At 60.2% G+C, this 24440-nt stretch carries 25 protein-coding genes; 12 read left to right on the top strand and 13 right to left on the bottom strand.

Annotated elements, in window-relative coordinates:
* Positions 1-62 precede the first annotated feature (62 nt).
* The 3 genes from pyk (at position 63) to B2J69_RS22915 (ending at position 3894) form a co-directional block, all read left to right on the top strand.
* Positions 63-1505, top strand: coding sequence for a pyruvate kinase (gene pyk / locus B2J69_RS22925; protein ID WP_081142693.1), 1443 nt, complete (start codon positions 63-65; stop codon positions 1503-1505).
* Between the two features lie 80 nt (positions 1506-1585).
* Positions 1586-2818, top strand: coding sequence for an MFS transporter (locus B2J69_RS22920; RefSeq protein ID WP_081142692.1), 1233 nt, complete (start codon positions 1586-1588; stop codon positions 2816-2818).
* 524 nt (positions 2819-3342) lie between these two features.
* Positions 3343-3894, top strand: a complete 552-nt coding sequence (locus B2J69_RS22915) for a hypothetical protein (protein ID WP_081142691.1) — start codon at positions 3343-3345, stop codon at positions 3892-3894.
* A 37-nt stretch (positions 3895-3931) separates the two neighbouring features.
* Here the strand turns inward: B2J69_RS22915 and lpxM are convergent, their stop codons facing one another.
* The 3 genes from lpxM to znuA all read right to left on the bottom strand — a co-directional run bounded on the left by lpxM (position 3932) and on the right by znuA (position 7333).
* The gene (gene lpxM / locus B2J69_RS22910) at positions 3932-4906 is read right to left on the bottom strand and encodes a lauroyl-Kdo(2)-lipid IV(A) myristoyltransferase (RefSeq protein ID WP_081142690.1); all 975 of its coding nucleotides are present in this window, start codon (positions 4904-4906) and stop codon (positions 3932-3934) included.
* Positions 4907-5028: 122 nt separating this feature from the next.
* On the bottom strand, positions 5029-6360 hold the full coding sequence (gene mepM / locus B2J69_RS22905; RefSeq protein WP_081142689.1) for a murein DD-endopeptidase MepM: 1332 nt from the start codon (positions 6358-6360) through the stop codon (positions 5029-5031).
* A 13-nt stretch (positions 6361-6373) separates the two neighbouring features.
* Positions 6374-7333, bottom strand: a complete 960-nt coding sequence (gene znuA / locus B2J69_RS22900) for a zinc ABC transporter substrate-binding protein ZnuA (RefSeq protein WP_081142688.1) — start codon at positions 7331-7333, stop codon at positions 6374-6376.
* A 77-nt stretch (positions 7334-7410) separates the two neighbouring features.
* Here znuA and znuC point away from each other — a divergent pair, with 77 nt between their 5' ends.
* Both znuC and znuB read left to right on the top strand, forming a co-directional pair.
* Positions 7411-8166, top strand: coding sequence for a zinc ABC transporter ATP-binding protein ZnuC (gene znuC, locus B2J69_RS22895; protein WP_081142687.1), 756 nt, complete (start codon positions 7411-7413; stop codon positions 8164-8166).
* Positions 8163-8948, top strand: coding sequence for a zinc ABC transporter permease subunit ZnuB (gene znuB, locus B2J69_RS22890; protein ID WP_081142686.1), 786 nt, complete (start codon positions 8163-8165; stop codon positions 8946-8948). The genes znuC and znuB overlap by 4 nt, the downstream gene beginning before the upstream one ends.
* Here znuB and ruvB read toward each other — a convergent pair whose 3' ends face one another.
* The 6 genes from ruvB to aspS all read right to left on the bottom strand — a co-directional run bounded on the left by ruvB (position 8949) and on the right by aspS (position 14380).
* Entirely contained in the window at positions 8949-9953 is a 1005-nt protein-coding gene (gene ruvB, locus B2J69_RS22885) for a Holliday junction branch migration DNA helicase RuvB (protein WP_081142685.1), read from the bottom strand.
* 8 nt (positions 9954-9961) lie between these two features.
* Entirely contained in the window at positions 9962-10576 is a 615-nt protein-coding gene (gene ruvA, locus B2J69_RS22880; RefSeq protein WP_081142683.1) for a Holliday junction branch migration protein RuvA, read from the bottom strand.
* A gap of 94 nt (positions 10577-10670) precedes the next feature.
* Positions 10671-11198: a crossover junction endodeoxyribonuclease RuvC gene (ruvC, locus tag B2J69_RS22875; protein WP_081142681.1), complete on the bottom strand. Its 528-nt coding sequence runs from the start codon at positions 11196-11198 to the stop codon at positions 10671-10673.
* A complete protein-coding gene (locus tag B2J69_RS22870) occupies positions 11198-11941 on the bottom strand; it encodes a YebC/PmpR family DNA-binding transcriptional regulator (protein ID WP_081142679.1) in 744 nt (247 codons plus the stop codon). Before B2J69_RS22870 ends, ruvC begins: the two co-directional genes overlap by 1 nt.
* Before the next feature lie 229 nt (positions 11942-12170).
* Positions 12171-12599, bottom strand: coding sequence for a dihydroneopterin triphosphate diphosphatase (nudB, locus tag B2J69_RS22865; protein WP_081142677.1), 429 nt, complete (start codon positions 12597-12599; stop codon positions 12171-12173).
* On the bottom strand, positions 12599-14380 hold the full coding sequence (gene aspS / locus B2J69_RS22860) for an aspartate--tRNA ligase (RefSeq protein ID WP_081142675.1): 1782 nt from the start codon (positions 14378-14380) through the stop codon (positions 12599-12601). The genes nudB and aspS overlap by 1 nt, the downstream gene beginning before the upstream one ends.
* Before the next feature lie 210 nt (positions 14381-14590).
* Here aspS and B2J69_RS22855 point away from each other — a divergent pair, with 210 nt between their 5' ends.
* The 4 genes from B2J69_RS22855 to cmoB all read left to right on the top strand — a co-directional run bounded on the left by B2J69_RS22855 (position 14591) and on the right by cmoB (position 17597).
* On the top strand, positions 14591-15412 hold the full coding sequence (locus B2J69_RS22855) for a DUF72 domain-containing protein (protein ID WP_081142673.1): 822 nt from the start codon (positions 14591-14593) through the stop codon (positions 15410-15412).
* A 15-nt stretch (positions 15413-15427) separates the two neighbouring features.
* Complete coding sequence (locus B2J69_RS22850; RefSeq protein WP_081142671.1) at positions 15428-15823, top strand: MAPEG family protein; 396 nt, start codon at positions 15428-15430, stop codon at positions 15821-15823.
* Between the two features lie 80 nt (positions 15824-15903).
* Positions 15904-16632 (top strand): carboxy-S-adenosyl-L-methionine synthase CmoA, encoded by a 729-nt coding sequence (gene cmoA / locus B2J69_RS22845; protein ID WP_081142669.1) that lies wholly within the window; start codon positions 15904-15906, stop codon positions 16630-16632.
* Complete coding sequence (gene cmoB / locus B2J69_RS22840; protein ID WP_081142667.1) at positions 16629-17597, top strand: tRNA 5-methoxyuridine(34)/uridine 5-oxyacetic acid(34) synthase CmoB; 969 nt, start codon at positions 16629-16631, stop codon at positions 17595-17597. The genes cmoA and cmoB overlap by 4 nt, the downstream gene beginning before the upstream one ends.
* A 3-nt stretch (positions 17598-17600) precedes the next feature.
* Here cmoB and B2J69_RS22835 read toward each other — a convergent pair whose 3' ends face one another.
* From B2J69_RS22835 to cutC, 3 genes are all read right to left on the bottom strand, one after another.
* A complete protein-coding gene (locus tag B2J69_RS22835; RefSeq protein ID WP_081142661.1) occupies positions 17601-18227 on the bottom strand; it encodes a LysE family translocator in 627 nt (208 codons plus the stop codon).
* A 68-nt stretch (positions 18228-18295) separates the two neighbouring features.
* The gene (locus B2J69_RS22830; protein ID WP_236722777.1) at positions 18296-19141 is read right to left on the bottom strand and encodes a hypothetical protein; all 846 of its coding nucleotides are present in this window, start codon (positions 19139-19141) and stop codon (positions 18296-18298) included.
* 167 nt (positions 19142-19308) lie between these two features.
* On the bottom strand, positions 19309-20061 hold the full coding sequence (cutC, locus tag B2J69_RS22825) for a copper homeostasis protein CutC (RefSeq protein WP_081142659.1): 753 nt from the start codon (positions 20059-20061) through the stop codon (positions 19309-19311).
* Positions 20062-20147: 86 nt separating this feature from the next.
* Here cutC and B2J69_RS22820 point away from each other — a divergent pair, with 86 nt between their 5' ends.
* Complete coding sequence (locus B2J69_RS22820; protein ID WP_081142657.1) at positions 20148-21293, top strand: MalY/PatB family protein; 1146 nt, start codon at positions 20148-20150, stop codon at positions 21291-21293.
* On the opposite strand, the gene B2J69_RS22815 is transcribed toward B2J69_RS22820, so the two are convergent.
* Positions 21290-21856 carry a VOC family protein gene (locus tag B2J69_RS22815; RefSeq protein ID WP_081142655.1) on the bottom strand — a complete coding sequence of 189 codons (567 nt, stop codon included), beginning with the start codon at positions 21854-21856 and terminating at the stop codon, positions 21290-21292. The genes B2J69_RS22820 and B2J69_RS22815 overlap by 4 nt on opposite strands.
* A 308-nt stretch (positions 21857-22164) precedes the next feature.
* On the opposite strand from B2J69_RS22815, the gene B2J69_RS24465 reads away from it, so the two are divergent.
* Both B2J69_RS24465 and argS read left to right on the top strand, forming a co-directional pair.
* A complete protein-coding gene (locus tag B2J69_RS24465; RefSeq protein ID WP_255729570.1) occupies positions 22165-22287 on the top strand; it encodes a hypothetical protein in 123 nt (40 codons plus the stop codon).
* A 196-nt stretch (positions 22288-22483) separates the two neighbouring features.
* Positions 22484-24214, top strand: coding sequence for an arginine--tRNA ligase (gene argS, locus B2J69_RS22810; protein ID WP_081142653.1), 1731 nt, complete (start codon positions 22484-22486; stop codon positions 24212-24214).
* Positions 24215-24440: the final 226 nt, after the last annotated feature.

Here is a 24440-nt window from a genome sequence, read left to right as displayed (position 1 = left end):
TAGAATAATGTTCACGCCCTTTCCACTTTAGGGGATACGCAAATTTGTCAACGGAGTCCTTCATGTCAAGACGTCTCAGAAGAACCAAAATCGTTACAACCCTCGGCCCGGCCACTGACCGCGATAATAATCTGGAAAAAATCATCGCCGCAGGCGCCAACGTTGTGCGACTCAACTTCTCTCACGGCACCCCGGAAGATCATCAGCTGCGCGCGAACAAAGTGCGCGAAATCGCCGCGAAGCTGGGTCGCCACGTCGCGATTCTGGGCGATCTGCAGGGCCCGAAAATTCGCGTGTCGACCTTTAAAGAGGGCAAGGTGTTCCTCAACGTGGGCGATCGCTTCCTGCTCGACGCCAGCCTGAGCAAAGGCGAAGGCGATAAAGAGAAAGTCGGTATCGACTATAAAGGCCTGCCGGAAGATGTGGTGCCGGGCGATATCCTGCTGCTCGACGATGGACGCGTGCAGCTGAAGGTGCTGGAAGTTCAGGGCATGAAGGTGTACACCGAAGTCACCGTCGGCGGCCCGCTCTCCAACAATAAAGGCATTAACAAGCTCGGCGGCGGCCTGTCGGCGGAAGCGCTGACGGAGAAAGACAAGGCGGACATCATCACCGCCGCGAAGATCGGCGTCGACTATCTGGCGGTCTCCTTTCCACGCAGCGGCGAAGATATGAACTATGCGCGTCGTCTGGCGCGCGAAGCGGGCTGCGAGGCGCAGCTGGTGGCGAAAGTCGAGCGCGCCGAAGCGGTCGCGACCCAGGAAGCGATGGACGATATTATCCTCGCCTCCGACGTGGTGATGGTGGCGCGCGGCGATCTCGGCGTCGAGATCGGCGATCCCGAGCTGGTGGGTATTCAGAAGGCGCTTATCCGCCGCGCGCGTCAGCTGAACCGCACCATTATCACCGCCACGCAGATGATGGAGTCGATGATCACCAATCCGATGCCGACGCGCGCCGAGGTGATGGACGTTGCCAACGCCGTGCTGGACGGCACCGACGCTGTGATGCTGTCGGCGGAAACCGCCGCCGGTCAGTATCCGGCCGAGACCGTTTCCGCGATGGCCAAAGTCTGCCTCGGCGCAGAGAAGATCCCCAGCGTCAACGTCTCTAAGCACCGCCTGGAAGTGACCTTCGACAATGTGGAAGAGGCGATCGCCATGTCGGCCATGTATGCGGCGAACCACCTGCAGGGCGTCACCGCCATCATCACCATGACCGAGTCTGGCCGTACGCCGCTGATGACCTCGCGCATTACCTCCGGCCTGCCGATTTTCGCCATGTCGCGTCATGAGCGCACCCTGAACCTCACCGCGCTCTACCGCGGCGTGACGCCGGTCTTCTTTAACAGCGACAACGACGGCGTGGTTGCCGCGCATGATGCAATCAATCTGCTGCGCGACAAAGGCTTCCTCGTCGCCGGCGACCTGGTGATTGTGACCCAGGGCGACGTGATGGGCGCCACCGGCACCACCAACACCAGCCGGGTGCTGCGCGTAGACTAATTTCGCGCCTCCCTGCTGTAGCATGCGGTAAACAACGCGACTGCCTGGCGGTCGCGTTTTATTTTTTACAAGGAGTCTGAATGCCCCGCTATCAACCCGTCAGCAAGCTGACAGCAGGTCTGCTGCTGTTTCCGCTGGCGCTGGTGCTGTTTGAATTCGCCACCTATATCGCACACGATATGATCCAGCCCGGCATGCTGCTGGTGACGCAGGAGTTCGGCGTTGGCCCGGAGTGGGTTTCAACCTCGCTCACCGCCTACCTGCTCGGTGGCGTCGCGCTGCAATGGCTGCTTGGCCCGCTCTCCGATAAATATGGCCGTCGCCCGGTGATGCTGGGCGGCATTCTTTTTTTTATCCTCGCCTGCGCCCTCACCAGCTGGGTGGGATCCATTCGCGAATTTGTCGCGCTGCGCTTTATTCAGGGCATCAGCCTCTGCTTTATCGGCGCGGTCAGCTATGCGGCGATTCAGGAAGCGTTTGATGAGGCGCTGGCGGTGCGCGTCATGGCGCTGATGGCGAACGTGGCGCTGCTGGCGCCGCTGGCCGGTCCACTGGCGGGCGCCGCCTGGCTAACGGTGGCGAGCTGGCGCAGCATGTTCTGGCTCTTCGCGCTGCTGAGCGCTGTCGCCTTCCTGATCCTGTGGCGCGTGATGCCGGAAACCGCTGGCGATCGTAGCCACTCTGTGGCGCCGCGCACGTTGTTACGCAGCTATGCGCGCCTTGCGCGCGACACGCAGGTGATGTATGGCTCGTTCGCTATTGGCCTGGTGTTTATCCCCATTCTGACCTGGGTGGCCCTTTCGCCCGTGATACTGATCCACGATGAGGGATTGTCGCGCCTGCACTATGCGCTGCTCCAGCTGCCGGTGTTTTGCGCCATGATCCTTGGCAACCTGACGCTGGGCAAACTGGCGGGACGCGTTCCCGTCGAGCGGCCGATCCGTTTTGCCGCCTGGCCAATACTGGCTGGACTGCTGCTGGCGCTGCTGGCTAACCTGCTCGACAGCCACAGCTATCTGCTGCTGACGGCTGGGCTTAGCCTTTACGCTTACGGCGCCGGCATGGTAAACGCCGGCCTTTATCGGATGACGCTCTATGCCAGCAATGAAGGTAAAGGCAGCGTCGCAGCGATGCTGGGAATGATATCTATTCTGACGCTGGCGCTTGGCATTGAGCTGGCAAAGGCCTGTTATTTCAGCGGCGGCACGCCCTGGTTTAGCTCGCTCAATTTTATCGCGGGATTTTTATGGTTTATTTTGATGCTGCTTTTTTTACATGAACATAAAAAGCGGAGCCAAATTAGAAGCGTTTAGCTTTGGTTTACTGCGTGGCGTTTGTTAAGCCATCTATAAACGCGATTTTCCATGCGCAATTTATCAATAGAGGCTCAACAAGCTATAAATAGAAATAAGCCGCGCTGTGCACAGCGCGGTTTTTTATTAAATTATTGTTTTTAAATTATTGCCGTAATTTAACATTTACCCCAGCCGCACCCTGGCAAATTAAAGCATATAATTCAATAAGTTATAGCATACCAATCAGATTCTATCGCTGACTTTTTGCGCCAAAAAGCTATTGATTTATAGCTCCCGCCTATCAATAAAGCAACTTTCAAAGGAATTTATTATATTGCCCCGCCTGCCTGCTTTCCTTTATAAATACGCCACCCGGCGAAGAGCACTTATATTCTTACGCAGTGATTGAGCCAGCAGAGCGTTAATCAAAACGCACAGGCGGCTTTTATTAACTGCTGCTGCGGCCCTGCCTGAATATTTTTTTAGGCTAGCGCACTATCGCCGTAAATATCTGCTTTACTCTCATTAATCAGGAATACATCATGAAGAATATAAAAACCTCCGCGTCTCTGGCGGCGATCTGCCTGGCGATGGCGATGGCCAATAGCGCCATGGCGTCCGATAACAGCGCCAACGTTAACGTAAAAGGCGTACTGGTTTCAGGCTGTAATATCAAAATGACGCTGCACGATATCCATATGACCGGGCGCGCGCAGGACTTTGTCCCTGCCAGTGATTTTTCTTTTGACGCGTTACCGACCAAAATCAAGGTCGGTACCATTGATCTGACCAGCTGCGGCGAAGACTTCAAAGCCCAGCTGGCGCTCGGATCTAAACCGATTGAAGGCTATGGGAAAGTTTTTAGCCTGGTCGACACCTCGGGCAGCGCAACCACCGACTGGGGATTTGGTTTAATCCAGAAAGATGGCGATAGTGAAGTTCGCCAGTGGAATCCTTCTAGCCCAGTAACGACGCTGCAGGGCGGCCATAAATATGAGTATCTTTCCGGTATGGTTACGGCAGCAAATATCAGCAAACTGCCGGATCCCGGCCAGTACACCGGTAAAATGACCTTTACGGTCACGCCGGAATAAAAGCCTGTTCATGCGCCCGCTACTGCGGGCGCATTTTTTATTTCCGCGGGAACAACTCTTTACGACGGTAAGGCTCAGTATCACCCTCTTTACGCGTCTTCAGCAGCTTGAGTATCCAGGTGTACTGCTCGGGATGCGGTCCGACAAAGATCTCAACTTCTTCATTCATGCGGCGCGCCAGCGTCACGTCATCGGCGTCAAGCAGATCATCCATCGGCGGACGCACCAATATATCAAGCTGGTGGGTTTTGCCGTTATAGACCGGAAACAGCGGCACCACGCGCGCGCGGCACACCTTCATTAAGCGTCCGATCGCCGGCAGCGTCGCTTTGTAAGTGGCGAAGAAATCAACAAACTCGCTGTGCTCCGCGCCATGATCCTGATCGGGCAGATAGTAACCCCAGTAACCCTGACGCACCGAGCTGATAAAGGGTTTGATACCGTCATTGCGCGCGTGCATACGACCGCCGAAACGGCGGCGGGCGCTGTTCCAGATATAGTCCATCAGCGGGTCGCTCTGATTATGGAACATCGCCGCCATCTTCTGTCCTTCGGACGCCAGCAGCATCGCTGGAATATCGACGCCCCAGCCGTGCGGCACCAGGAAAATGACGTTCTGCTGCGTGGCGTGCAGCTCGTCGATAATCTCGCGACCGTGCCACACCACGCGCTGGCGGATCTGCTGCGGATCGCGCAGCGCCAGCTCGGCCATCATCACCATCGCCTGCGGCGCCGTTGCGAACATCTCATCAATGATCGCTTCCCGCTCCGCCTCGGGGCGTTCGGGCATACAGTAAAACAGATTGATCTGCGCGCGGCGGCGAGCGCTTTTAGCCAGCCTGCCCGCGCGACGGCCCAGCGCGCCCAGCAGCGGATCGCGCACCTTGGCGGGTAAATAGGCCATACCGACCATTGCGCCGATCGCCAGCCAGCTGCCCCAGTATTTAGGCTTTAAGAAAGAACGTTCAAAAACGGGAATGAATTCAGCACTGTTTTTTTTCGGGGTTTCCATGCACTCGCCTCAATCAATGACGCGCTAATGATAGTGGCGACAGGTAAATTTGCAATCCCCGACGCAAAGAGGAAGAAACCGACGCGCGGGGCGTCGGTTTTCAGGCGCGGCTTACAGAGAGACTATTTGAAGCTAAGCTGCGGCAGGTTGGTTTTCACCTCTGCCAGATAATCGCTGCGCGCTTTGCCGGTCAGGCCTTCCATGCGCGGCAGCTTCGCCGTCAGCGGATTCACCGCCTGGTTATTGATCCAGATTTCAAAGTGCAGATGCGGCCCGGTGGAACGGCCGGTATTGCCCGACAGCGCGATACGATCGCCGCGCTTCACCTTCTCGCCCGGCTTCACCAGCACTTTCTTCAGGTGCATATAGCGCGTCATATACTGACGGCCGTGACGAATAGCGACATAGTTGCCGGCCGCGCCGCCGTTTTTCGCCACCACCACCTCGCCGTCGCCCACCGCCAGCACCGGCGTGCCGACCGGCAGCGCGAAGTCGACGCCTTTATGCGGCGCGATGCGTCCCGTCACCGGATTAAGACGTCGCGGGTTAAAGTTAGAGGAGACGCGATACTGCTTCACGGTCGGGAAACGCATAAAACCGCGCGCCAGGCCTGAGCCGTTGCGATCGTAGAACTTGCCATCTTCGGCGCGGAACGCGTAGTAGTCTTTGCCGCCGGAGCGCAGGCGCACGCCGAGCAGCTGGCTCTGCGCGCTTTTGCCGTCGAGCATCTCGCGCGACATCAGCACGCTAAACTCGTCGCCGGCGCGCAGCTTGCGGAAATCCATCTGCCACTGCAGCGCTTTAATCACCGCGCTCGCTTCGCTGCCGGTCAGGCCGGCGCGCTGCGCGCTGGCGGCGAAACTGCCACGCACCTCGCCTTTCAGCACGCTGTTCTGCCACTCGCCCTTCTGCATCTCGGACTGCATAGTGAACGCGCCGTTATTGCCGCGCTGATAGGTGCGGGTTTCGCGGCGGTTAATCTCCCAGGTGAGCGACTGCAGGGCGCCGTCGTCGGTCAGGGTCCAGCTCAGCTGCTGGCCAACCTGCAGGTTGCGCAGCGCTTTATCGCTGTTCACCAGCGCATTGATATCGCCCAGCTCGATGCCGTACTGATTCAGGGCGCTGCTCAGGGTATCGCCGGAAGAGACGGTGTATTCGTGCGTGCCAGACGCGTCCGGTACATCGCTGTCGATGTCGTCCGCAGGCAGCTCTTCCTCCGGTTCGGAGGTGGTCTGATCGATCGGTTCGCTGGCCTCGGGCAGCAGCGTACGCAGCTGATTTTTATCGAGTTCGATGCTCTTGACGATGGGCATCGCGTCATCGGTGGGATGGTAGACGTAAGGCCGCCAGACGGCGACGGCCAGAGTGACAACGGTTAAAGACCCCAGCATAACGCGGTGGGGGCGCGGCAAATTATTAAATGCGAGGGCGACAGAGCGGGCTATCTGCTGCACGTTTACCTATTCCTCATGCTCCATTCAGGCAGCTCGCATACTGGCCTGACAGCTGTGAAAGGAATTTCACGTAGCTGTCCTGACTAAGGCTGATATTCGTTCCCAACGGATCCAGCGTCCCTTTACGCACGCTGGTGCCGCGGGCAACCGCATCGATGACGGCTGGCCTGAATTGTGGCTCAGCAAAGACGCATACGGCCTTCTGCTCAACCAACTGTGTTCGTATTTGATGTAGACGCTGTGCGCCCGGCTGAATCTCAGGGTTTACGGTAAAATGCCCGGTAGGCGAGAGGCCGTACTGTTTTTCAAAATAGGTGTAAGCGTCATGAAAAACGAAATACCCTTTGTTGCTGACCGGCGCGAGCTGCGCGCTAATGTGCTTGTCGGTCACCGCCAGTTCGTTTTCGAACTGCTGCAGGTTCGCGTCAAGTTTGGCTTTGCTTTCGGGCATAAGTTCCAATAATTTGCCGTGGATTGCAACCGCCGCTAGCCTGGATATTTGCGGTGACAACCACAGATGCATATTAAACTCGCCGTGATGGTGATGATGGGCGTCGTCGTCATGGCCGTCAGCGTCGTCGTGCGCGCCGGCGTCATCGTGGTGATCGTCGTCGTCGCCGCCTTTCAGCAGCAGCGGCTTCACCGCCGGCATCGCGGCGATTTCGAGATTTTTAGCGGCGGGCAATTCTGCGGCGGGTTTGGTCATAAAGGCCTCCATCTCCGGCCCGACCCACACCACTAAGTCCGCGTTTTTCATACGTTTTACGTCGGACGGGCGCAGCGCGTAATCATGTTCCGAGGCGCCATCCGGCAGCAGCACGTCCACCGGGGTCACGCCGTCGGCGATGGCCGCAGCGATAAACCCTAACGGCTTCACCGAGGCGACGACATTCGCCTGCGCCGGAAGCGCGAGCGTGGTGGCCAGCGCCAGCGCAGAAAGGGTAAAAACTGTACTCTTTTTAATGTGTAACATAATGCGTCATTCCATCGTGACCTGGGGATGGGATGTGATATTATAACATTCGAAATTCTGTGCAACCTGTAAATAACATGACCTCACTCGTCACGCTTGAAAACATTTCCGTGCAGTTCGCACGGCGTCCTGTCCTCTCCGGCATTAGCCTGACGCTGACGCCAGGACGCATTCTTACGCTGCTCGGCCCTAACGGCGCCGGGAAATCCACGCTGGTGCGCGTGGTACTGGGCCTGCTGGCGCCGACCTCGGGTCAGGTGCAGCGCGACGCCGGGCTGCGCATCGGCTACGTGCCGCAAAAACTGCATATCGACCCCACGCTGCCGGTCAGCGTCGAGCGCTTTATGCTGCTGACGCGCGGCGCGAAGCGCGCCGACGTGCTGCCGGCGCTGAAGCGCGTGCAGGCGGGTCACCTGCTCAACGCCCCGCTGCAAAAGCTTTCGGGCGGCGAAACCCAGCGCGTGCTGCTGGCACGCGCCCTGCTCAATCAGCCGCAGCTGCTGGTGCTGGACGAACCGACGCAGGGCGTCGACGTCAACGGCCAGGTGGCGCTGTACGATCTCATCGACCAGCTGCGCCACGAGCTTAACTGCGCGGTGCTGATGGTCTCTCACGATCTGCATCTGGTGATGGCGAAAACCGATGAGGTGCTCTGCCTCAACCACCATATCTGCTGCTCCGGCACGCCGGAAGCGGTGTCGCAGCACCCGGAATTTATCGCCATGTTCGGCCCGCGCGGCGCGCAGCAGCTGGCGATCTACCGCCATAACCATAATCATCGTCACGACCTTCAGGGACGTATCGTTTTACGCAGAGGACAGGGTCCATCATGATTGAGTTGCTTTTACCGGGCTGGCTGGGCGGCGTGATGCTGGCGCTGGCGGCCGGTCCGCTGGGTTCCTTCGTGGTGTGGCGCAAAATGTCCTATTTCGGCGACACCCTGGCGCACGCCTCACTGCTGGGCGTCGCCTTCGGCCTGCTGCTTAACGTCAATCCTTACTACGCCGTGATCCTGGTGACCGTCTGTCTGGCGCTGGGGCTGGTGTTCCTCGAGCGCCGGCCGCATCTGGCGATCGATACGCTGCTCGGCATTATGGCGCACAGCGCGCTGTCGCTTGGGCTGGTGGTGGTGAGCCTGATGTCGAACGTGCGCGTCGACCTGATGGCCTACCTGTTCGGCGATCTGCTGGCGGTGACGCCGGAGGATCTCTGGGTGATGGGCGCGGGGGTGATCGTGGTGCTGGCGGTGATGGCGTGGCAGTGGCGCGCGCTGCTGTCGATGACCATTAGCCCGGAGCTGGCGCAGGTCGACGGGGTCAATATTCAGCGTACCCGCCTGATTTTGATGCTGGTGACCGCGCTGACCATCGGCGTGGCGATGAAGTTTGTTGGCGCGCTGATCATCACCTCGCTGCTAATTATCCCCGCCGCCACGGCGCGCCGCTTTTCGCGTTCGCCGGAGCAGATGGCGGGTCTGGCGGTGGTGGTCGGCATTCTCGCCGTCTCCGGCGGCCTCACCTTCTCTGCCTTCTACGACACGCCTGCCGGGCCGTCGGTGGTGCTGTGCGCCGCGCTGCTGTTTATCCTCAGCATGGCGCGCAAGCCCGCCGTCTGATTACTCGTCGCGCGCCAGGCCGAAGTGGCGATAAGCATGCTGCGTGGCCATACGGCCGCGCGGCGTGCGCTGAATAAAGCCCTGCTGGATCAGGAAGGGCTCAATCACATCTTCAATGGTTTCCCGCTCTTCGCCGATAGCCGCAGCCAGGTTATCCAGCCCCACCGGCCCGCCGGTGAACTTGTCGATAATCGCCAGCAGCAACTTACGATCCATATAGTCGAACCCTTCGCTGTCGACATTCAGCATATCGAGCGCGCTGGCGGCAACGTTGCCGCTCATCTCACCGTTGGCACGCACCTCTGCGAAGTCGCGCACGCGGCGCAGCAGGCGGTTGGCGATACGCGGCGTGCCGCGCGAGCGCTGCGCCACTTCCCGCGCGCCTTCGTCGCTGAGCGGCAGGCCGAGGCAGGCGGCGCTGCGGCTGACGATATGCTGCAGATCCGGCACGTTGTAGAACTCAAGGCGCTGCACGATGCCGAAGCGGTCGCGCAGCGGCGAGGTGAGCGAACCGGCGCGCGTGGTGGCGCCGATCAGGGTAAACGGCGGCAGATCGAGCTTGATCGAGCGCGCGGCCGGGCCTTCGCCGATCATAATATCCAGCTGATAATCTTCCATCGCCGGATAGAGCACCTCTTCCACCACCGGCGAAAGGCGGTGGATCTCATCGATAAACAGCACGTCGTGCGGCTCGAGGTTGGTCAGCATCGCCGCCAGATCGCCCGCCTTCTCCAGCACCGGGCCGGAGGTGGTGCGTAAGTTGACGCCCATTTCGTTGGCGACGATATTGGCCAGCGTGGTTTTTCCCAGCCCCGGCGGCCCGAAAATCAGCAGGTGATCCAGCGCATCGCCGCGCAGTTTTGCCGCTTTGATGAAAATTTCCATCTGCTCGCGCACCTGCGGCTGACCGACATATTCCGCCAGCAGCTTAGGGCGAATAGCGCGGTCGAGATTCTCTTCTTCGTTATAGCTGGCGGAGGAGACCAGACGGTCGGCTTCAATCATGACTTACCTCAAATGGCGGCGCGCAGCGCTTCACGGATCAGGGTCTCGCAGTCCGCGTCAGGTCGGGCGACTTTGCTGATCATACGACTGGCTTCCTGCGGTTTATAACCCAGCGACACCAGCGCCGCAACCGCTTCCGCCTCGGCGTCGTTGCTTTCCGGCTCGGCGTGCGGCGCGGCCAGCGTAAAGGCGGATTCGCCGGAAAAGAGGTCGCCATGCAGCCCTTTAAAGCGATCTTTCATCTCCACCACCAGACGCTCGGCAGTTTTCTTGCCGACGCCGGGCAGTTTGATCAGCGCGGCAATCTCCTCTTTCTCCACCGCCGTCACGAACTGCTGCGCCGACATGCCGGAGAGGATCGCCAGCGCCAGCTTGGGGCCGACGCCGTTGGTTTTGATCAGCTCGCGAAACAGCGCGCGCTCTTGCTTGTTGTTGAAGCCGAACAGCAGCTGCGCGTCTTCACGCACCACAAAGTGGGTAAAGATCACCGCTTCATGGTTGAGTTCAGGCAGCTCATAAAAACAGGTCATCGGCATATGCACTTCATAACCCACGCCGTGCGCTTCGATCAGCACCAGCGGCGGCTGCTTTTCCAGAATATTGCCCCGTAAACGACCTATCACCTGAACGCTTCCTTAATCAACGAATGTGGCGGGATTTATAACATAAAAAAGGCTGGATGAATATCCAGCCTGAAACGCAACGCGGCGCAACCGCCTAGCCTGAACGCAAACGCCCACGCGTCAGCAGCAGTTTGCTGTCGCTGACGCGCGCCGCGTTCTGACTGACGTGGCAGTGCGTAATGGCGATCGCCAGCGCATCGGCGGCGTCCGCCTGCGGATTAGCGGGCAGCTTAAGCAGCGTGCGCACCATGTGCTGCACCTGGCTCTTCTCCGCCCCGCCGGTGCCGGTCACGGTCTGCTTCACCTGACGCGCGGCGTACTCAAACACCGGCAGCTCCAGATTAACCGCCGCGACGATCGCCGCGCCGCGCGCCTGCCCCAGCTTCAGCGCCGAGTCGGGGTTCTTCGCCATAAAGACCTGCTCGATGGCGAAGTAGTCCGGCGAGAACTGGGTGATGATCTCGGTGACGCCCGCATAGATCAGCTTCAGGCGCGCCGGCAGTTCCGTGGTATTGGTGCGGATACAGCCGCTGCCCAGATAGGTGAGCTGGCGGCCGGTCTGCCGAATCACGCCGTAGCCGGTGACGCGCGAGCCGGGATCGATACCCAGAATGATCGCCATTACAGCGTTTCCGCGACCTCGTCGGAGATCTCGCCGTTATGGTAGACTTCCTGCACGTCGTCGCAGTCTTCCAGCATGTCGATCAGGCGCAGCAGCTTCGGCGCGGTTTCGGCATCCATTTCCGCTTTGGTCGACGGGATCATCGAGACCTCAGCGGTGTCCGCTTTCAGGCCGGCGGCTTCCAGCGCATCACGCACCGCGCCCAGCTCTTCCCACGCGGTAAAGACGTCAATCGCGCCGTCATCGTAGCTCACCACATCTTCCGCGCCCGCTTCCAGCGCCGCTTCCATCACGCTGTCTTCATCCTGGCCCGGCGCGAAGGAGATCACACCCTTCTTGCTGAACAGGTAGGAGACCGAGCCGTCGGTGCCGAGGTTGCCGCCGGTTTTGGTGAAGGCGTGGCGCACTTCGCCAACGGTGCGGTTGCGGTTGTCGCTCAGACACTCCACCATCACGGCAGAGCCGCCGGGGCCGTAGCCTTCGTAGATGATGGTTTCCATGTTAGAGTCATCTTCGCCGCCCACGCCGCGGGCGATAGCGCGGTTCATGGTGTCGCGCGTCATGTTGTTGGACAGCGCTTTGTCCATGGCGGCGCGCAGACGCGGGTTGGACGCGGCGTCGCCGCCGCCGAGTTTAGCGGCGGTGACCAGTTCGCGAATGATTTTGGTGAAGATTTTACCGCGTTTAGCGTCCTGCGCCGCCTTGCGGTGCTTGGTGTTCGCCCACTTACTATGACCAGCCATTCGATCTTTTCTCCAGTTTAGGCATCGTACAGGCTATCTTGCTTGCGATCTTGTTCCCCGGCAGTGCTCGCATTCCTCACGTACATAAGTACGCTCCGGTTGCTGCGCGCTGGCGATGAACAACCTCGCGGCGCCGATAACGCCTGACTGTTTGAGTTCTGCGGTGCAGTTCTGTGGGAACGCACCCATTTTCTTTAGTCCAGGCTGCCAGCAAAACTACGGCGGGCAGCTAAATAAATTCTTCAATTGCCTGGCGATTGCTCCAGGACTTAGTCAGGGCGGCGGCAGCGGCGGGTTCGAGCCAGCGTGCGTCGAGGTGCTCGCTGAGCGTCGGCTGACGTTCGGCCGGCAGCGCCAGCCGAAACCAGTGTTCGCGGTTGTGCGTCACGCCCGGCGCGTAGCGATGGCGATAGTGCGCAAAGATTTCGAACTCGATCTCTTTGTGGCAGTCGTCCAGCGCCAGCTTTTCAGCCGCGACGTCGATGGCCAGCTCTTCCAGCACTTCGCGTCGCGCCGCCTGCAGCGGGGTTTCGCCCGCTTCCAGACTGCCGGTGACCGACTGCCAGAAGCTGCTGTCGTCGCGTCGCTGCAGCATTAACACCCGACCGGTATCCTGCGCGAAAATCACCACCAGAACCGAGACCGGGTGCTTATACATTACTTATTCTCTGACTTTTCTTTCTTCGGCGCGATCTGAATGCCCAGATCCAGCAGCGCTGCCGGGTTGGCCTCGCTCGGCGCTTCGGTCATCAGACAGGCCGCGGCGGTGGTTTTCGGGAAGGCGATCACGTCGCGGATGTTCTCGGTGCCGGTCAGCAGCATGGTGAGACGATCCAGACCGAAGGCCAGGCCCGCGTGCGGCGGCGTGCCGTATTTCAGCGCGTCGAGCAGGAAGCCGAACTTCTCGCGCTGCTCGTGCTCTTCAATACCCAGAATGGTGAACACCGCCTGCTGCATTTTACCGCTGTGGATACGCACTGAACCGCCGCCTACTTCGTAGCCGTTGATCACCATATCGTAGGCGTTGGCGACCGCGCTCAGCGGATCGGCCGCCAGCTCGTCTGCCGACATCTCTTTTGGCGAGGTGAACGGATGGTGCATCGCCGCCAGACCGCCTTCGTCATCCTCTTCAAACATCGGGAAGTCGATGACCCACAGCGGCGCCCAGGCGCTTTCGTCGGTGATTTTCAGGTCGCGGCCCACTTTCAGGCGCAGCGCGCCCAGCGCGTCCGCCACCACTTTGGCGCGATCGGCGCCGAAGAAGATCAGGTCGCCGTCGGCGGCGTCGGTGCGGCTCAGGATCGCTTCCACGATCTCTTCGTTGAGGAACTTGGCCACCGGGCTCTGTACGCCGTTGAAGCCGTCGGCGCGCGCGTTGACCTTCATCCACGCCAGACCTTTGGCGCCATAGATTTCAACAAATTTGCCGTACTCGTCGATCTGCTTGCGGCTCAGCTGAGCGCCGCCCGGCACGCGCAGCGCGGCAACACGGCCTTTGGCGTCGTTGGCCGGACCGGCGAACACCTGGAACTCAACGTTTTTCAGCAGGTCGGCGACGTCCACTAGCTCCATCGGGTTGCGCAGATCCGGCTTGTCGGAACCGTAGCGACGCATCGCGTCGGCAAAGGTCATCTGCGGGAATGCGCCGAGATCGACGCCTTTCACCTCCAGCCACAGCTGACGGATCATGCGCTCATTGATCTCACGCACCTGCGGCGCGGTGAGGAACGAGGTTTCGATATCGATCTGGGTAAATTCCGGCTGGCGGTCGGCGCGCAGATCTTCGTCGCGGAAGCACTTAACAATCTGGTAGTAGCGGTCGAAGCCGGACATCATCAGCAGCTGTTTAAACAGCTGCGGCGACTGCGGCAGCGCGTAGAACTTGCCTTTGTGCACGCGGCTCGGCACCAGGTAGTCGCGCGCGCCTTCCGGCGTCGCTTTGGTCAGCATCGGCGTTTCGATGTCGAGGAAGCCTTCGTTGTCCATAAAACGACGCACGAAGCTGGAGATCTTAGCGCGCGTCTTCAGGCGCTGCGCCATCTCCGGGCGACGCAGGTCGAGATAGCGGTACTTGAGGCGCGCCTCTTCGCTGTTAACCTGGTTAGAGTCGAGCGGCAGCGGCTCGGCGCGGTTGATGATGGTCAGCGCCTCGGCGAATACTTCGACTTCGCCCGTGGCCATTTCGGCGTTTTTGTTCTTGTCGTCGCGCGCGCGAACGGTGCCGCTGATCTGGATGCAGAATTCGTTACGCAGCTCAGACGCCAGCTGGAAAGCCTCCTGACGATCGGGATCGAAAAAGACCTGCACGATGCCTTCGCGGTCGCGCATGTCGATAAAAATCAGGCTTCCCAGATCGCGACGGCGGTTGACCCAGCCGCAAAGAGTGACTTGCTGACCTACATGAGACAGATTGAGCTGTCCGCAATATTCTGTACGCATAACGTATCCTTTTAACTTCGCCGCTGCTGCCTGGCAGCATCAGGCCGCGTAACCATTTGAGATGCTGCCGCAAAAAAGGCGGTCATTATAATGGAAAAAGCCAGGCAGGATAAGTAGAGCCGCGCCAAAGCGCGTATTTCGTCGCCGGTTTTTCCTGCGTCGCGCAACCAGGCTACCCTGTAGAGCCAAACCAGAAGGAGAAGAGACGCCGTGACGCTTCGCATTGGGCTGCCGCAGTGGCAGCATTCGCACTGGAAACGCTGGGGCATTGAGAGCCTGGCCGATTACGCCCGCCTGTTCCACTGCGTGGAGGGCAACACCACGCTTTATGCGCTGCCCGCGCCCGACACCGTGCAGCGCTGGCGCGATATGACCCATGACGCGTTCCGCTTCTGCTTTAAGTTTCCGCACACCATCAGCCATCAGGCCGAGCTGCGCCATACCGACGATCTGCTAAACGACTTTTTGCGCCTGCTCGATCCGCTGGCGGATCGCATCGGTCAGTACTGGCTACAGCTGCCCGCCGCCTTTTCCCCGGCGCAGCTCGACGATCTCTGGCGCTTTCTCGACGGGCTGCCGCGCCGCTTCAGCTATGGCGTCGAAGTGCGCCACCCCGCCTTTTTCGCCAAGGGCGAGGCGGAGCGCGCGCTGAATCAGGGTCTGCAGGCGCGCGGCGTCAATCGGGTGATCCTCGACAGCCGACCGGCGCACGCCTCTACCTCGCAGAGCCCCGCCGCCCTGCATGCGCGTCAGCAAAAGCCGCGCGTGCCGCCTCACGCGCTGCGCACCGGCGAGCGGCCGATGGTGCGCTTTATCGGCAGCGACGACGTAGACGAGAGCGAGCGATTTTTTCAGGTCTGGCGCGAAAAGCTGGCACAATGGCAGACGGAAAGCGATCCGCTGTTCTTTATCCATACACCGGACATGGGCCAGGTCTTTCCGCTGGTGCGACGCCTGTGGCCGCAGCTGCAGGCGATCGACGCCGGTATCGGCGAAGGGCCCGCCTGGCCGCAGCAGGAGTCGCTGTTCTGATCAACGAGGAAAAGCATGGTTAGCGCGTTATATGTGGTACTGGGTGTGTTGATGGTGATGAAGTTCGCGCTGGACGTGGTGCGCTATCGCCGCCACTATCGGGTCGCCTTCGGCGACGGCGGATTTCACGATCTGCGCGTGGCGATGCGCATTCACGGCAACGCGGTGGAAACCATCCCGCTGGCGCTGCTGCTGCTGGTGATGATGGAGATGAACGGTGCCGATATCTGGATGGTGCACCTCACCGCGCTGATCTTTTTCGCCAGCCGCGTGCTGCATGCGCAGGGGCTGCGCCGCAGCGTGCTCGCCGGGCGCAAATATGGCATGATGCTGACCCTGTTCGCGCTGTGCGGCATGGCTGTGTTTAATCTGATCTACCTCCCCTGGGAGCTGGTGCTGACGCTGCATTGACCCGCCGCGGGCGTAAAGGGTGCAGCCCGCCCCACTTTCTGCCAGAATAGCGCCCTTTCCGTCGTCTTTCCGGATTTACTATGTCTGACCGCGATACGCTATTTTCCGCCCCCATCGATAAGCTGGGCGACTGGACCTTTGACGAGCGCGTGGCTGAAGTCTTCCCCGATATGATTCAGCGCTCCGTGCCCGGCTACTCCAATATCATCTCGATGATCGGCATGCTGGCCGAGCGCTTTGTCACGCCCGACAGCCAGGTATACGACCTGGGCTGTTCCCTTGGCGCCGCCACGCTCTCGGTGCGCCGCAATATCAAGGCGCCAGGCTGCACCATTATCGCCGTGGATAATTCGCCGGCGATGGTCGAGCGCTGCCGTCGCCATATCGACGCCTTTCGCGCCGACACGCCGGTGAACGTGATTGAGGCCGATATCCGCGATATCGCCATCGAAAACGCCTCGCTGGTGGTGCTCAACTTTACGCTGCAGTTTCTCGATCCCCCTGCGCGTCTGCAACTGCTGGAGAAGATCTGGCAAGGGCTGAAGCCCGGCGGCGCGCTGGTGCTGTCAGAGAAGTTCAGCTTCGAGGACGCTGAGGTGGGTGAGCTGCTGTTCAATATGCACCACGACTTCAAGCGCGCCAATGGCTACAGCGAGCTGGAGATCAGCCAGAAGCGCAGCATGCTGGAAAACGTGATGCTGACCGACAGCGTCGAGACGCACAAAGCGCGCCTGAAACAGGCGGGCTTCTCTCACGCGGAACTCTGGTTCCAGTGCTTTAACTTTGGCTCGCTGGTGGCGTTGAAATGATTGAGTTTGGCCGTTTTTATCAGCAAATCGCCACCGGTCCGCTCGCCAGCTGGCTGGAGGTGCTGCCGGCGCAGATCGCCGCCTGGCAGAAAGAGAACCTGCATGGCCTGTTTCGCAACTGGGAAAAGTCGGTGGATCATCTGCCGCTGCTGCAGCCGCAGCATCTCGACCTGCTGCACAGCGTCAGCGCCGATCGCGACGACCTGAGCGATCGCCAGCGCCAGGGCATTGAGAAGCTGCTGCGCAACCTGATGCCGTGGCGCAAAGGCCCCTATGCGCTCTACGGCACCGCAATCGACACCGAGTGGCGCTCTGACTGGAAGTGGCAGCGCGTCGCGCCGCATATCTCCTCGCTGGCGGGCCGCACCGTGCTGGACGTCGGCTGCGGCAGCGGCTATCACATGTGGCGCATGGTCGGCGCAGGCGCGCAGCTGGTGGTGGGCATCGATCCGATGCAGCTGTTCCTCTGCCAGTTTGAAGCGGTGCGCAAGCTGCTGGGCGACGACCGACGCGCGCATCTGCTGCCGCTCGGCATTGAGCAGCTGCCGACGCTGCAGGCGTTCGACACCGTTTTCTCTATGGGCGTGCTCTATCATCGCCGCTCGCCGCTCGATCATCTGCTGCAGCTGAAAAACCAGCTGGTGAGCGGCGGCGAGCTGGTGCTGGAAACCCTGGTGATCGAAGGGGACGAACGGGACGTGCTGGTGCCGGGCGAGCGCTACGCGCAGATGCGCAACGTCTACTTTATTCCGTCAGCGCTGGCGCTGAAAAGCTGGCTGGAGAAGTGCGGCTTTGTTGACGTGAAAATCGTCGACTATGCGGTGACCTCCACCGACGAGCAGCGCCGCACCAGCTGGATGACCAGCGAATCGCTGGCCGAGTTCCTCGACCCGCACGACGCCACGAAAACAGTGGAAGGCTACCCGGCGCCGCTGCGCGCGGTGCTGGTCGCCACCAAACCTTAAGGGCTAGCGGCGCGAAAGCGCCAGCTTCGCCGCGAAGCCGATAAACACCATGCCCGTCAGGCGGTCCATCACCTTGAGCACCGCCGGACGGCGCAGGTGCGCGGCAAAGTAGTGGCTGCCGCCGATCAGGACGGCGTTCCACAGCAGGCCAATCGCAATATGCATCAGCGCCAGCAGCGTGCACCAGAGCGGCACCGAGGCGCCCGCCGGAATAAACTGCGGCAGGAAGGTAACGTAAAACACGCCTATTTTAGGGTTGAGCAGATTGCCGAACAGGCCGCGATTGAAGCAGCTCAGATAGCTTTGCGGCGCGGTTTCGCCCGTGGCCTCTTCCTGCGGCTGCGTGCGCGGACTGAGCAGCAGCCTGATGCCCAGATAAAGCAAATAAGCGGCGCCGACCCACTTCAGCAGGTTATAGGCCATCTCCGACGCCAGCAGCAGCGCGCCCAGGCCACACCCCACCGCGACGCCCCACAGCAGACAGCCGAGGTTGATGCCCAGCGCCGTTGCGCTGCCGCGTCGCCAGCCCTGCGCGGCGGCGGTGCGCAGCACCAGCGCGGTGTCGAAACCGGGCGTCAGCGTCAAAATGGTAATAGCGAATAAAAACGAGAACAGCAGCGTGGCGGTCATAGTTATCTCCCTGAAATGGCGCCGCTTACTCTAACAAACTTTTAACGCAGGCGCGCTGTTTCTGCGCGCTACTCCGCCTCCGCCGGCCGATCCCAGTACTGATATTTATAGGCAGCGCTGAGATGGCGTTCGATAGTGCCTTTATCAAACACTTCGGTTTCGTGCAGGTAGCTTAAGGTGCAGTTGCCGACCTCGTCCCACAGCTGACACTCATCCACCGAGCGCAGCGAGCTGACCGGCGTGGTGGCGCTGCCGTGCAGCTGCCATTCGCGGAAATTTTTATCGTAGGTGTAGCGATCTTTGCTGCGCGCCGTGATGGCGCTGATCACCTGCCCTTGCGGATTCCACTGCCAGCGACTTTCGCCGTTGGTCAGCGCGTCGGTGCCGCGCGAGACGCTTTTCGCCAGCCGCAGCTGCGCGTCGTAGCGGTAGGTGGTATCGGTAAAACCGCTCTTGCCCATGCTGGTAAATTTATCGGAGGCGGTGACGATATTGCCGTGCTGGCCGGTCAGCCAGCTAATGGTGCCCTGACGGTTGTCGACCACCTGCTCCTGCCCCTCTTTCAACACCTTCACCAGGTAGGCGTATTCCGCCACCCAGCCGCCCTGCACGCGGGCGATATGCTGCTCCATGCTCAGGATGACGTTGTGCTCTTTTTTATCGAAGGTGACGTCGGCCACCAGCAGGATGCCGCAGGGATCGAACTGCCCCAGCACCCGCTTTTGCGAGTCCACGTCTTTGCCGAACTCGCCGGCGATCACCTGACGCACCGCGCCTTTGGCGCTGCCGCCCAGCATAATCCAGCTGTTGCTACTGGCGACGGCCTTGCTGTGCGGAGCGCACCCGGCGGCCCGCAGCGCGGGAGAGGCGAAAAGCAGAGCCAGCGCAAGCGCCGCAGTCAGAGAGCGTGTCATGGTGTAACTCCCAGTGATCTCAATAACCTGAGTGTAACCGCATTGGCGGCTTCTGGCGCGGCCTGCTGCTAATCGGCAGATAAAAAGAACCCCAGCAAGATGGCTGGGGTTTGGTACTTGCAAACATCACGTCATAAGGCGTGCTGCGCGGCAAAATCTCTGGTGATTCAGGCTACCCTGACGGTATTAAGCTGCATCACGCTTTTCATGGCTTCCACCACGTCGCTGTCCACGCAGTAACGGCTGAACTCATCCATTTCCGCATCAGAACACATGGAGACACCGGCTTTGCGATAGCGCATCGGCGAGGTCACGAGGCGGCTGGCAGAGCTGTGAACCTCGCAAAGTCCGCTGTCGAGGAACTTTTGCAGGTTGCTGAGGCGCACGCCAGCACCGGCCATAATGATTGGACCCTCGCTCTGTTCATTAAGTTCCTTTAATAATGCAATTCCGTTTTCCGCGCTCTGCTGCTGCCCGGAGGTGAGCACGCGCGCCACGCCCAGCGCGGTTAATTCGTCCAGCGCGCGGTTCGGGCTGTGGCAGAGGTCGAAGGCGCGATGGAAGGTGACCTGCACGCCGTCGCACAGCGCCATAATCTGCCGCATACGCGCGCGATCGATATGCGCCTCTTCATCCAGCATGCCGATGACCAGGCCGGGGAAGCCCATATCGCGGATGCGCGCCACGTCAGATTTCATGATCTCAAATTCCCGCGCGGTGTAGCAGAAGTCGCCACCGCGCGGCCGGACGATAGGATGAACCGGAATCGATATTTCACGTCGTGCCGCTTCCAGTGACCCAGCGGAAGGCGTCAGGCCGCCTTCGCGCGGCGCGGCGCACAGCTCAACGCGGTCGGCGCCGGCCTGCTGCGCCGTCATGGCGCAATCCACGCCGTAGCAGCAAATTTCCAGGGTTGTCATCGGTTCCTCCTTTACATGACGTCTGGCTCGACACAGGGCTATCGGTTAGTCTGGCAACAGACATCAGTTTACGTGGAAAACCGCGCATGGCATTTAATTTTGACCAACGGATAGACCGTCGTCACAGCGATAGTCTCAAATGGAACAAATACAGTGACCCGGACCTGCTTCCGCTGTGGGTGGCGGACACCGATTTCCGCTCGCCCGAGTGCGTGATCGACGCGATAAAAAGCCGCGCCGATCATGGTGTTTTCGGCTATGGCACGCGGCCAGCCGGCTTCATCGACGCGGCGCTGGCGCGCCTCGAACAGCGCTACCAGTGGAAAGTAGAGCCGGAATGGCTGGTGGTGCTGCCTGGCGTGGTGAGCGGCCTTAATCTGACGGTGCGTGCCATGACGGCGCGCGACGAACGCTCTCTCTCGCCGTCGCCCATTTATCCGCCGTTTCGCGGCGCGGCGAAGCTGGCGGAGCGCGAGCAGCGCTATCTGCCGCTGACGCTGCAGGCGGGACGCTGGGTGGTCGACCTCCGTCAGGCGGATGCGCAGCTCAACGGTAAAGAGAGGCTGCTGCTGCTCTGCAACCCGCAGAACCCCGGCGGCACCGTTTATCGCCGCGACGAGCTGGAGGCGCAGCTGGCGTTTGCCCAGCGGCACGATCTAATCGTCTGTTCGGATGAGATCCACTGCGATCTGCTGCTGACGCCCGGCGCGCGTCATATCCCCTTCGCCAGCCTGAGCGAAGACGCCGCGCAGCGCAGCATTACGCTGATCTCCCCTTCCAAGAGCTTTAACATTGCCGGGCTGGGCGCCTCGCTGGCGATAATTCCCAATGCCGGGCTGCGCGCGCGCTTTAAGCAGGCGCGCTACGGCATCGTGCCCGACGTCGATATTCTGGCGCTGGTGGCCGCCGAAGCGGCATGGCGTCACGGCGACGCCTGGCTGGCGGCGCAGCTCGACTATCTGCGCGTCAGCCGCGATCGGCTGCATGCGGCCGTCAACGCGCTGCCGGGCGTCTCGATGGCGCTGCCGGAAGCGACCTACCTGGGCTGGATCGACTGCAGCGGGCTGGATGTCGCCAGCCCGGCGCTCTATTTCGAAAAGCACGGGCTGGGTTTCTCCCCCGGCCGCGACTTCGGCGACGATCGCTTTGTACGCTTTAATTTCGGCTGCACCCACGCCACGCTGGACGAGGCGCTGCGCCGTTTCCAGACAGCGGTCGCCGCGCGCGCTTAGCCCGCCTCGCTGGCGACGATCTCCTCCAGTCGCCACGGATGAAACTTTATCGTGGTCTGCCCGTCGGTCACCGCTAAGGTCGGATTGGGCAGCCGCTCGTTTTCCCCTTTTGGCGAACTGGTTTTAAACGAGATGCCGGGCTGCGTCAGCGCGTCGTCGCTGAGCAGCGCCATGGCGCGCACGCCCAGCGTCTGGTGATCGCCGCGCAGCACGATTTCCACATGCTCAAAACCTTCATGGCGATAGCGCTTCTCCCCCGGCCAGGGTAACTCGACCACGTCGATCTGCCAGCCGTTCAGCGCTAAGGGCTGGTGCAGCTTAAACAGGCGGATAGGCCGGCCATTGATGATTGCCTCGGAAAACTGGCTGCCGATTTTCGCCAGTCCCTGCTGCCAGCGCTCCGCGGTGCTGTTTTGATGGCAGCGCACGGCAATATGATCCGCTTCGAGCGTCGCTAAGCTTAATCCGAGACGCGCGGCGAATTCTTCCAGCGCTGCGCTAAATCGCGCCAGATCGATCGCTAAATCCGCTAATTCAGAGGGAAAAGAGAGGTTGGAAGTCATAAAACGCCCTTGTTTGTTTACGTTTTTTTATCAATACAAAGTCCCGCCAGCACTGGTTCAGGCGCGATTAAATGATAAGAATCATCCGATTTGCCCCCAATTTTGCCGCAAAACCATGTAATAAGCCCTTTTAATTCGGATTTATCCCCGCTTCAGGGCCAGTAGTTTCTGGATGAAAGTGCACTAAATTGCTGAAATTAATGACATTCATTTATACAATGAGATAACTCTTATTTGCCCGCCAAACAATTGCAGCAGCACCGCCTTTCTTATAAATTTGACCTAACACAACTACAAGGAATGGCTCTATGTTCATGCTCATTGTTGTCGCAGTCCTGATCGCACTGATGGGATTTGCAATTTCCCGCCACTGGAAGGTGCGAGAAGATAAAAGCGTCAAAAACCCTCGTCGCCATCTTCGCCGTCGTTAGCCTCTCTTTCGGGAAACCGGCCTGACGCCGTTTCCCCGCACTCTCTCTGCGCGGCGACTGCTGACGCAACGTGACATTTCACGTATACTTCCCCCTTCTTTTTTTCCATTCTGCGCGGCCTGTGGGCGCTCTGGCAGGATGATGACAATGGCTCGCTGCGCAGCAGTCGAGCCTTTCAGCATATGAAGGTAATGCGGTGAATATTCAGGCTCTTCTTTCCGAAAAAGTCAGTCAGGCGATGATTTTAGCCGGTGCGCCGGCCGACTGTGAACCCCAGGTTCGTCAGTCCGCTAAAATTCAGTTTGGGGATTATCAGGCCAACGGCATTATGGCGGTGGCGAAAAAGCTGGGACAGGCGCCGCGACAGCTGGCTGAAAGCGTGATAACCCACCTTGATTTAGCGGGCATCGCCAGCAAGGTCGAGATCGCTGGCCCAGGCTTTATCAATATTTTCCTCGACCGCAGCTGGCTGGCCGCACAGGCAAAACAGGCGCTGACGCAGCCGCGTCTCGGCGTCGCCGCCGTTGAGCCGCAAACCATCGTTGTCGACTACTCCGCGCCTAACGTGGCGAAAGAGATGCATGTCGGCCATGTGCGCTCCACCATTATCGGCGATGCCGCCGTGCGCACCCTGTCGTTCCTCGGGCATAACGTGATCCGCGCCAACCACGTCGGCGACTGGGGCACGCAGTTCGGTATGCTGATCGCTTTTCTGGAGAAGCAGCAGAACGAGCACCACGAAGCGATCGCGCTGGCCGATCTGGAAGCCTTCTACCGCGAAGCGAAACGCACCTACGACGAAGATGAAGCCTTCGCCGAGCGCGCGCGCGCCTACGTGGTGAAGCTGCAGGGCGGCGACGAATATTGCCGCACCATGTGGAAGAAGCTGGTGGATATCACCATGGGGCAGAATCAGCTGATTTATGATCGCCTGAACGTGACGCTGACCCGCAAAGACGTGATGGGCGAAAGCCTCTATAACGACATGCTGCCGGGCATCGTCGCCGATCTGCGCGCCAAAGGGCTGGCTGTGACCAGCGAGGGCGCCACCGTGGTGTTCCTCGACGAGTTCCAGAATAAAGAAGGCGAGCCGATGGGCGTCATCATTCAGAAGAAAGATGGCGGCTACCTCTATACCACCACCGATATCGCCTGCGCCAAATATCGCTACGAGACGCTGAAGGCCGATCGCGTGCTTTACTACATCGATTCGCGTCAGCATCAGCATCTGCAGCAAGCGTGGACCATCGTGCGCAAAGCGGGCTACGTGCCGGAATCAGTGCCGCTGGAGCACCACGCCTTCGGCATGATGCTGGGTAAAGATGGCCGTCCGTTCAAGACCCGCAGCGGCGGCACCATCAAGCTCGCCGATCTGCTGGACGAAGCGCACGATCGCGCACTGAAGCTGGTGCGCGAGAAGAACCCGGAGATGAGCGAAGCGGAGCTGCAGCAGCTGGCGGAAGTGGTCGGCATCGGCGCGGTGAAGTACGCCGACCTGTCGAAGAGCCGCACCACCGACTACATCTTTGACTGGGACAATATGCTGGCGTTTGAGGGCAATACCGCGCCCTATATGCAGTACGCCTACACCCGCGTGCTCTCGGTGTTCCGCAAAGCGGGCGTTGACGTCGACAGCATCGACGCGCCGCTGGCGATTACCGAAGATCGCGAAGCGCAGCTGGCGACGCGCCTGCTGCAGTTTGAAGAGACCATCACGCAGGTGGCGCGCGACGGCACGCCGCACGTGATGTGCGCCTATCTTTACGACCTGGCGGGGCTTTTCTCCGGCTTCTACGAGCACTGCCCGATACTCAGCGCGGAAGAGGAATCAACGCGCCTGAGCCGCCTGCAGCTGGCGGCGCTGACGGCGAAGACCCTGAAGCAGGGTCTGGATACCCTGGGTATCAAAACCGTCGAGCGTATGTAATAAACAAAAACCCCGCCCTGGCGTAATGCTTGTCAGTTAAGCACGGGGTGATAACGCAGTCTGGTGCCGCTCCGGGGCGGGCGGTCCTCGCGCCGCTGACGCGGTCCCTTCACGTCATTCGTCTGCCTGACGGACCGGTGGGGATGGAACCTCCCTGTTCCAGCCCCACCTTTCGCCCGCATCCATGCGGGCTCTCCTGGCAGACTCACTCTGTTCAGCGCTGCGA

Origin of the sequence: Pantoea latae (assembly GCF_002077695.1) — a bacterium.
Classification (GTDB): domain Bacteria; phylum Pseudomonadota; class Gammaproteobacteria; order Enterobacterales; family Enterobacteriaceae; genus Pantoea; species Pantoea latae.
Note: the sequence above shows the minus strand (reverse complement) of the source record. Positions and strands in the feature narration are given on the sequence as shown.

What these genes read in the sequence shown, in the direction of transcription:
- cutC (WP_081142659.1), bottom strand. Translation starts at nt 20,061, where the DNA reads ATGACAACCCTGGAAATTTGCTGCTACGGCGTGGATTGCGCCATGACG.
- B2J69_RS22830 (WP_236722777.1), bottom strand. Translation starts at nt 19,141, where the DNA reads ATGACACGCTCTCTGACTGCGGCGCTTGCGCTGGCTCTGCTTTTCGCC.
- B2J69_RS22835 (WP_081142661.1), bottom strand. Translation starts at nt 18,227, where the DNA reads ATGACCGCCACGCTGCTGTTCTCGTTTTTATTCGCTATTACCATTTTG.
- aspS (WP_081142675.1), bottom strand. Translation starts at nt 14,380, where the DNA reads ATGCGTACAGAATATTGCGGACAGCTCAATCTGTCTCATGTAGGTCAG.
- pyk (WP_081142693.1), top strand. Translation starts at nt 63, where the DNA reads ATGTCAAGACGTCTCAGAAGAACCAAAATCGTTACAACCCTCGGCCCG.
- B2J69_RS22915 (WP_081142691.1), top strand. Translation starts at nt 3,343, where the DNA reads ATGAAGAATATAAAAACCTCCGCGTCTCTGGCGGCGATCTGCCTGGCG.
- B2J69_RS22820 (WP_081142657.1), top strand. Translation starts at nt 20,148, where the DNA reads ATGGCATTTAATTTTGACCAACGGATAGACCGTCGTCACAGCGATAGT.
- ruvB (WP_081142685.1), bottom strand. Translation starts at nt 9,953, where the DNA reads ATGATTGAAGCCGACCGTCTGGTCTCCTCCGCCAGCTATAACGAAGAA.
- nudB (WP_081142677.1), bottom strand. Translation starts at nt 12,599, where the DNA reads ATGTATAAGCACCCGGTCTCGGTTCTGGTGGTGATTTTCGCGCAGGAT.
- B2J69_RS22870 (WP_081142679.1), bottom strand. Translation starts at nt 11,941, where the DNA reads ATGGCTGGTCATAGTAAGTGGGCGAACACCAAGCACCGCAAGGCGGCG.
- znuC (WP_081142687.1), top strand. Translation starts at nt 7,411, where the DNA reads ATGACCTCACTCGTCACGCTTGAAAACATTTCCGTGCAGTTCGCACGG.
- lpxM (WP_081142690.1), bottom strand. Translation starts at nt 4,906, where the DNA reads ATGGAAACCCCGAAAAAAAACAGTGCTGAATTCATTCCCGTTTTTGAA.
- ruvC (WP_081142681.1), bottom strand. Translation starts at nt 11,198, where the DNA reads ATGGCGATCATTCTGGGTATCGATCCCGGCTCGCGCGTCACCGGCTAC.
- cmoA (WP_081142669.1), top strand. Translation starts at nt 15,904, where the DNA reads ATGTCTGACCGCGATACGCTATTTTCCGCCCCCATCGATAAGCTGGGC.
- znuB (WP_081142686.1), top strand. Translation starts at nt 8,163, where the DNA reads ATGATTGAGTTGCTTTTACCGGGCTGGCTGGGCGGCGTGATGCTGGCG.
- B2J69_RS22815 (WP_081142655.1), bottom strand. Translation starts at nt 21,856, where the DNA reads ATGACTTCCAACCTCTCTTTTCCCTCTGAATTAGCGGATTTAGCGATC.
- B2J69_RS24465 (WP_255729570.1), top strand. Translation starts at nt 22,165, where the DNA reads ATGTTCATGCTCATTGTTGTCGCAGTCCTGATCGCACTGATGGGATTT.
- B2J69_RS22850 (WP_081142671.1), top strand. Translation starts at nt 15,428, where the DNA reads ATGGTTAGCGCGTTATATGTGGTACTGGGTGTGTTGATGGTGATGAAG.
- znuA (WP_081142688.1), bottom strand. Translation starts at nt 7,333, where the DNA reads ATGTTACACATTAAAAAGAGTACAGTTTTTACCCTTTCTGCGCTGGCG.
- B2J69_RS22920 (WP_081142692.1), top strand. Translation starts at nt 1,586, where the DNA reads ATGCCCCGCTATCAACCCGTCAGCAAGCTGACAGCAGGTCTGCTGCTG.
- cmoB (WP_081142667.1), top strand. Translation starts at nt 16,629, where the DNA reads ATGATTGAGTTTGGCCGTTTTTATCAGCAAATCGCCACCGGTCCGCTC.